The organism is Oscillatoria sp. HE19RPO (assembly GCF_024220515.1).
GTDB lineage: Bacteria > Cyanobacteriota > Cyanobacteriia > Cyanobacteriales > Laspinemataceae > Laspinema.
Genome location: NZ_JAMXOT010000188.1, coordinates 20,501 through 27,098 on the forward strand (window position 1 = coordinate 20,501; position 6,598 = coordinate 27,098).

Consider the following 6,598-nt stretch of genomic DNA (forward strand, 5'->3'; position numbering starts at 1 on the left):
CCTTAATTATGCGTTTACCTTTACCGCAATTCGCCAACGAACATCGTCACCCAGACCATATTGCTGAGGTGATTGAGACATCAACAACGGAATTTTTAGCCCAATGTTTAGACCCTGAAGAGTTAAATTTCCCCCTGATGCCGCCCTTTGGGAGTTGGGTAAAATCTTTGGATGAAGAGTCGGGAAATCAGATTTATGGGGTGGTTTATTTTGCTACCACCAGTCCGATTGATTCCGTGCATCGCGCCAGGGCGCTGGGTTTGTCTTTAGATGGGTTAAGGGAACAACAACCCCAGATTTTTGCCATGCTTAAAACCGAATTTCGCGCTGCGATCGCCGGATTTTGTCCCCATCTTGAACACCAAAATGGGTCACGCCGTCCCACCGGGGTTGTCTATCAATATATTCCCCCCCGTCCCCCTCAAATTCACCAAGCCGTCTATCGCTGTCAACCCCCGGAAATTGTTCACTTTACCCAACAATTTGATTTCCTCCGCACCCTCTTACAAGTTCCCGGTGCACCCGTAGACGCCCTGACTGCGGCAGCGATTCGCGAAGTCTACCAATTACGCGGTGCCGATCGCGATTGGTTAGTCCAAGCCGGACGCACTCTCAGCGTCTTGCTCAAGGATGATTACGATCGCCTCCGTTTGATTTTGAGCCAAATTCATCCCTAGATAAATTTTAAGCAGGGATGAGATTAATTTATTAAGGTCAACTGACTCGGACTCAGGCAGCAACGAGGAAATGTTGAACTCTACTTTAAACCCTTGGACCCTCAAGGGTTTAAAAAATAAAATATCGATCATTAAACCGACGGAATGTGGGCTACAAGAGTTAAGACTCGTTGAGTCATGGAGTGTTCACCCCCTTCTTATACTCAGCTTGAGAGGTCTCATAGAATCTCTAATACTTGAATGCCACCGCCCTTATTTTAGATCTGCTTTTTTGTCCGTTAAATTTTATACCAAATTATACCCAATCCGGGTATCAAAAGTCGTTTTTATAGAGTAGCGGGCGTCGGCAGGCTATAGCCCTATCGGCCCGGGCGAAAGCTAACGTCCGTATCCCCCCACCCTTGACTAACGGAACGCTTATAGAACAGGGTGCGGATTTTGACAAACCTTTGAATGCCGGATTCCGGATTAGATGGACTTACCCCGGGGGTAAACCTACCGTAACGGCTATCGCGGGAGGTAGTTTTGCCTGGGTTGATCTTGTCCTGCGATTTATGCTATACCCGGATATAACAGCCTATCCAAATTTTTCCGATTCCTCGATCCCAGCATATTTTCCAATTTGGTAGGTTCCATGTTAAATGATGGCAGTGAACAAAACGTCAAAAGGAAATCAAATCATGACTACCTCTGACCAAACAGAAACCCAAAATCAATCGAGCGTTAATTCGGGAATTTTGGTTCGTTTGTACTCACTTACAGCACTTACAGGTTTATTGGGGTCTATATTAATACTTGGACTTTCAGCACAACCTGAAAAACCTATCGAGTTTTTGGAGGGATACTTTTTTATTCTTTTTTCAATGCTGCTTTTTGCAGTTCTTGGCTGGGCTATTTTCCAAATAGTACAACTAATAAGCAAGACAATGACTTTGCTTACGAGATATTTGATAGCAGTATTTGGCTTGCTGTTTAGTCTTATTTTGCCTGCATCTTTAGCTGCTATAGGCTCAAGTTTTCTAGGACTATTTGCTCCTATTCTTGCTGTTTTTACTATAATTGCTAAGATTGTTAAATATAAATTTACGAAAGATATGCCAAAGTGGATAAATACAGCGTTAGACATTTTCATTCCTGGGGCTATAGCTTCAGGCTTGGCTACTCTCTATGTTTTTGTGGTTCAGAAACTTTTTCCGACAATAGAGTTCATAAATCTATTTGATTTGACAATTAAAAATTTTCATTGAATGAAAAATTAGCCCCTAAAAACGGATGCACTCCATCTCAATGATGAACAGTTTTTTCCAACTCTATTAAGATAACCAAGACTTTCAGTTTGAACGGGAAAGCAGTAGTAAGCGTCTTGGATATAGCGACCCTTTCTGGAATTTGACAAGGGAGCTAATGTTGAAAGTCTGGGAGCGCCTACGCCCTGCGTTTGTCCTCAAAGCTAAGGCTTTCCTATGCCTTCTTGTGATGACATCGAATCTCGTAGTCTCTATAACAAACGGTACGCAAGACTCGCTATAAGCGGGTAGTTGGGTTGAAACTTCGTTACATTTTGTTACAAATTGGTTACAATCGAGAAGCAGACTCCTCTTGCGGTTCATGGCGAGGGTGGCACTGCGCCTTCTCAACAATCCTCTCGATTATTTAGACTGATTTATGTTTTATCCCGACTATAATCCGCCCTTATTTTTAAAAAATGGTCTGGCGATGACCCTGCATACGGCATTAGTAGCGAGTCGAGAGTGGGAACAGGCGATCGCCGACCCCGAACCCCCCTATCAGGAAACCCACTTTACCGGCGCAGGAGGGGTCCCCATTTATGGCTGGGTGGCCATTCCCGATCGCCCTCGCGGAACGATTGTGGCCACCTATGGGATTACCGGAGAACTCCCGCAGCAATGGTTTCTCAGACTTATGGGACGGAAAGCCTTTGCCCGAGGGTATGCAGTCGTCCTCTTTGACTGGCGTGCTCATGGCAAAACCGCTGAATTATCTCCCACCCTGACTTCTGATGGATTGTACGAAGGGGAAGATTTTGTCCGAATTGCGGCAAAAGCTAAAGCAATGGGATGTCCCGGACCCTTCTGGTTTCTCGGATATTCCCTGGGGGGACAATTGGCCCTGTGGGGGGTCAAAGCTGCCCAGTCGATCGCCGATTGGGGAAAAGATTTAGACTTAGACCCCTCGGAACTTGGGGGTGGGGCGGTGATTTGTCCCAACCTAGATTCTAATCGGTCCCTGTCTTATTTAGTGAAACAACCTTTTGGGAAATATCTGGAAAAGGCGATCGCCAAGGAATTGAAGAAACTCGCCTGGAAACTGCATCAGATGCATCCCAATGACATCGACCCCGAGGCGATCGCCCGCGCCAATAGCATTTGGGGATTTGACCATGAATTGGTGATTTCCCGCCTCGGGTTTGCCTCCGTCGAGGAGTATTACGCCGCCAGCAGTCCCCTGGGAATTCTGCCGGAGTTCACTAAACCCACGTTGATTTTATATGCCGCAGATGACCCGATGTTTTATCCGGCGATCGTGCCTGAGTTAAAGGAAATTTGCAACAGCAACCCGGCGATCGAGCTTTTGTTGACTCGGTATGGGGGCCATGTGGGCTATGTTAGTAATTTAGCTACCCAGAAAAAAGCCGGAGACCCTGACTGCTGGTGGGGGTGGAATCGCGTCTTAGACTGGTGCGATCGCCAACGAGAAGGATTCTCTGAGACAATCAATCATGAGCGATCGACCCTCAACCCGAGTTTATCCGGGATTATCAAGGGTTAGGGCGTCGGTCCCCTCTGTGATAGTAAGGGACAAGAAACCCGGTTTCTGGCGCAGATTTGGTCCGAATCGGGATAAATTTTCTCAAGAAACCGGGTTTCTAAACGCTATGGTATCGATGTTCTAGTTAGAGTTGCCGCAGATGCGATCGAGGGCCCGTTTGCCGCCCCATCGTTCTACCAATTGGTCATCGTACTCATCGGAGACTTCCAGAACCGCATTCACCGAGGATTCCAGTTCTTTTTTATCGCAAGTGGATCCGACAATACTATGCTCAAACACGATATCACCCTTTGGGTCAATGCCAAACGCCCCGAAAATCATATTGCTATTCTGTTCTAGGAGAAAGCGCATCAGATCCGAAGTCAGTTCCGCCTCCGTCACCACATAAGCGCGGGTATTGATCACGGAATCCTCTTCTCCCCAAGGTAAAATCAGGACTTCCACCAGGGCGGAACCCATAAATAGCCCCAATCCGGGGACATCTTGGCGAGCACAGGGAAATTTGCCAAATAATTCTTGCATCCATAGGGCGACTTTGTGATAACAGGCTTCTTGTGCTGGGGTTTGAAATTGCATTTGGATTCTCCTTCTTAATTAGAGTCGCTGTTGAGTGCTTTGTATTATCTTCCCAGGTTGGGTGACTCAGTTTTTAGGATGAAGCCACCTTTAACGATGGAACAACGGGAGTATCGGGGTGAAAAACATTGGATGCGATCGAAATCACAGGAGTAGGGTAAAGTATTTCACCGGGTTTGTGGGATAGCGATCGCACAGGGGCGGCCTAAATCGGCTGATAATACAACAAGTCAACCGGGGAATCACTGAATTTCCCTAATTTAATTCAAGATTTAATCGAGGTTTTAACAATGAGTATATTTGCTCCCACCCACAAACTGATTACCCCTGCTGGAGAAGGAACCCCTGTGATGCTTTTTTCCCAGAGTGAAAGTCACAAATACCGGGTGATGAGCGAAATTGAGTATCTCGAAGGCAGTGAAGCGATCTATGAGTGGCATCCCTGTCAGGGGGTGACGTACCGAGGATTTGTACTTAATGGGTTGAAAATTCTGCCTTTAGAAGTCAGTCAAGGGTGGCAATATTCTCGGGTGAACTCTGCGGCGAACTAGGGGGGATGGGTTGGCAAGTGGAGAAGTGATGGGGCGATCGGTCGTTCCAAAGCGGGACCGTCACCCAAATTTAGCTTAAAAAACAGATAAAATATAGCCACCCAAAATCATTCTGATAATGAATTTAACGTCTAATCGTGGGAGCATCTTGCTCGTCATTTCTATTATATTAATAGGAGGTTCAGGCGTCCAATAGCAGCTAAGTTGGTGATAGGTGAAGTATTACTGACGATAATCACAAATATCCCAGTTCTCGCATGGTTTTTATGTCCGATTCTAGTTCCGGAATGTCATAATGGACGGGGATTTTTCGACTTGCCAGCAAGTGTTGAAACTGAAGTCGATTCATCTGGGCCAAACGACTCGCTTGTGCCAGGGTTAATTTCTCTTTTTGGAAAAGCATCACTGCGATTTCTTGCAGGAGTTCAGCATCAGACATCCGGGTTGTTTGGAGGAGCTCGTCTGGAATGATTACGCTCATTTTTTTCCCTAACTCGCTTCTTTATGGTAACATAACTTAAAAAGGGCCAGTACACAATCTAATGTTGTAGCCAAGCATAAACTAGGAGACCTAACCCATTAGATTTATCGGATGATAATGAAAGGATATTAATGTCGTTTACGTCTTAGATGAGAGCGAACAGGAGTCCCATCTTTCCTTCTATAACTGCGAACTGGTGTATAACCTGAACCTCTTGAATTCCCTTGAAATTTTCTAAAGAGCCAAGCAATTAAAGCAAACGATACCAATAATATTATAATTCCTTCCATCGTTGTTTAATACCTCCTCTTGAAACAGTCATTTTTATTAGCTGAAAATCAATTAAAATCTTAATCCAAATCTTAATCCAAATCTCAATCTAAATTCTAAAAAATAGCCCGCTTAAATGCGGGCTATGTTCCGTTAACAACAGATTGAACCCTGACCTAACCCAATTCATCGCTTATCCATAAGACTCTTCCTGTTCCAGTCCCGTGGGTTTCAAAACCGGCTGCTTAGAAATGGATAACATTTGTAAAAACGTAAAGGTCAAATACATCGGATTCAGTAACAAATAGCGCTTCCACAACCGTCCCGGTTCCTGAATCAATCGGTAGAACCATTCCAATCCCCGTTTTTGCATCCAAGGCGGTGCCTGAGATACCGTCCCCGCATGAAAATCAAACGCTGCACCGACTGCCATCAATGGCATGGGTAAATGATTGCGATATTCATACACCCAGACTTCTTGACGAGGACAACCTAACCCAACAAAAGTAATGGTTGCACCGCTATTTTTGATCCGATTAACCACTTCCTCTTTTTCTTCAGAAGTTAACCGGCGAAATTTAGAGGGTTCTGCACCCACGACTTTTAACCCTGGAAATTTAATCTGTAATTTCTCCAATAAAAGATCCAAGGTTTCCTGTTTGCTGCCGTAAAAATAGACTGGCAATCCTTCCATTGCAGCCGCTTCTAAGACTTTTAAAGTTAAGGTGGGACCATAGACGCGATCGGGCAGTTTAATCCCATGAATCCAGTTGAGCGCCCAGCGAACTGGCTGTCCATCAGGAGTTACCAAGTCAAATGCGTTTAAGCGGCGACGATGCACGGGATCAGAAAAGCCCGTCATCACGCCATGAACCGCCAAAGCTGTCATGGCTAGAGGCGATCGCGCCTTTGCTGCATTAATAATCGCTTCCACACCATAGTCATAATCAATGGCTGATATTTCTACCCCAAGTACGGAGTATTTCCCTCGATTAATCACCCCAATCACCTCTATTAAGAAATCGGTAAGTTTTAATCAATAGCAATTAGCGTTGAGGCTAATTGCTAATTTTTGTAGTAGAAGACCCTGGAAATATTTTCTCAATTTTCACCTAGGGGATTCCAACAAATAAATCATCCTTGCTTTGATGCGATCGCACCTAACAAGGCTCTTTTAGCCCGCGCAGGCACCGCTTTGTCCTGTGAGCCTCCAGGCTTGAGCCTGCGGGTTTTTTGAAGGTTTTATTTTTTGG

7 protein-coding genes are annotated in these 6,598 nt (G+C 45.3%); 4 read left to right on the forward strand and 3 right to left on the reverse strand.

Annotated elements, in window-relative coordinates:
• Nucleotides 1-8 precede the first annotated feature (8 nt).
• From NG833_RS17560 to NG833_RS17570, 3 genes are all read left to right on the forward strand, one after another.
• Entirely contained in the window at nucleotides 9-677 is a 669-nt protein-coding gene (locus tag NG833_RS17560; RefSeq protein WP_254566578.1) for an HAS-barrel domain-containing protein, read from the forward strand.
• Nucleotides 678-1,357: 680 nt separating this feature from the next.
• Nucleotides 1,358-1,924 carry a hypothetical protein gene (locus NG833_RS17565; protein WP_254566579.1) on the forward strand — a complete coding sequence of 189 codons (567 nt, stop codon included), beginning with the start codon at nucleotides 1,358-1,360 and terminating at the stop codon, nucleotides 1,922-1,924.
• 418 nt (nucleotides 1,925-2,342) lie between these two features.
• A complete protein-coding gene (locus tag NG833_RS17570; RefSeq protein ID WP_254566580.1) occupies nucleotides 2,343-3,467 on the forward strand; it encodes a YheT family hydrolase in 1,125 nt (374 codons plus the stop codon).
• A gap of 120 nt (nucleotides 3,468-3,587) precedes the next feature.
• Here the strand turns inward: NG833_RS17570 and NG833_RS17575 are convergent, their stop codons facing one another.
• Nucleotides 3,588-4,043, reverse strand: a complete 456-nt coding sequence (locus tag NG833_RS17575) for a YbjN domain-containing protein (protein ID WP_254566581.1) — start codon at nucleotides 4,041-4,043, stop codon at nucleotides 3,588-3,590.
• A gap of 290 nt (nucleotides 4,044-4,333) precedes the next feature.
• Between NG833_RS17575 and NG833_RS17580 the strand changes: the two genes are divergently transcribed.
• Nucleotides 4,334-4,594, forward strand: a complete 261-nt coding sequence (locus NG833_RS17580) for a hypothetical protein (RefSeq protein ID WP_254566582.1) — start codon at nucleotides 4,334-4,336, stop codon at nucleotides 4,592-4,594.
• Between the two features lie 235 nt (nucleotides 4,595-4,829).
• Here NG833_RS17580 and NG833_RS17585 read toward each other — a convergent pair whose 3' ends face one another.
• Both NG833_RS17585 and NG833_RS17590 read right to left on the reverse strand, forming a co-directional pair.
• The gene (locus NG833_RS17585) at nucleotides 4,830-5,075 is read right to left on the reverse strand and encodes a UPF0175 family protein (protein ID WP_254566583.1); all 246 of its coding nucleotides are present in this window, start codon (nucleotides 5,073-5,075) and stop codon (nucleotides 4,830-4,832) included.
• Between the two features lie 463 nt (nucleotides 5,076-5,538).
• Nucleotides 5,539-6,345, reverse strand: coding sequence for a WecB/TagA/CpsF family glycosyltransferase (locus NG833_RS17590; RefSeq protein ID WP_254566584.1), 807 nt, complete (start codon nucleotides 6,343-6,345; stop codon nucleotides 5,539-5,541).
• Between the last annotated feature and the right edge of the window lie 253 nt (nucleotides 6,346-6,598).

Excerpts from the sequence above, each read along its gene's own strand:
- NG833_RS17560 (WP_254566578.1), top strand. The coding sequence starts at position 9 with ATGCGTTTACCTTTACCGCAATTCGCCAACGAACATCGTCACCCAGAC.
- NG833_RS17565 (WP_254566579.1), top strand. The coding sequence starts at position 1,358 with ATGACTACCTCTGACCAAACAGAAACCCAAAATCAATCGAGCGTTAAT.
- NG833_RS17570 (WP_254566580.1), top strand. The coding sequence starts at position 2,343 with ATGTTTTATCCCGACTATAATCCGCCCTTATTTTTAAAAAATGGTCTG.
- NG833_RS17575 (WP_254566581.1), bottom strand. The coding sequence starts at position 4,043 with ATGCAATTTCAAACCCCAGCACAAGAAGCCTGTTATCACAAAGTCGCC.
- NG833_RS17580 (WP_254566582.1), top strand. The coding sequence starts at position 4,334 with ATGAGTATATTTGCTCCCACCCACAAACTGATTACCCCTGCTGGAGAA.
- NG833_RS17585 (WP_254566583.1), bottom strand. The coding sequence starts at position 5,075 with ATGAGCGTAATCATTCCAGACGAGCTCCTCCAAACAACCCGGATGTCT.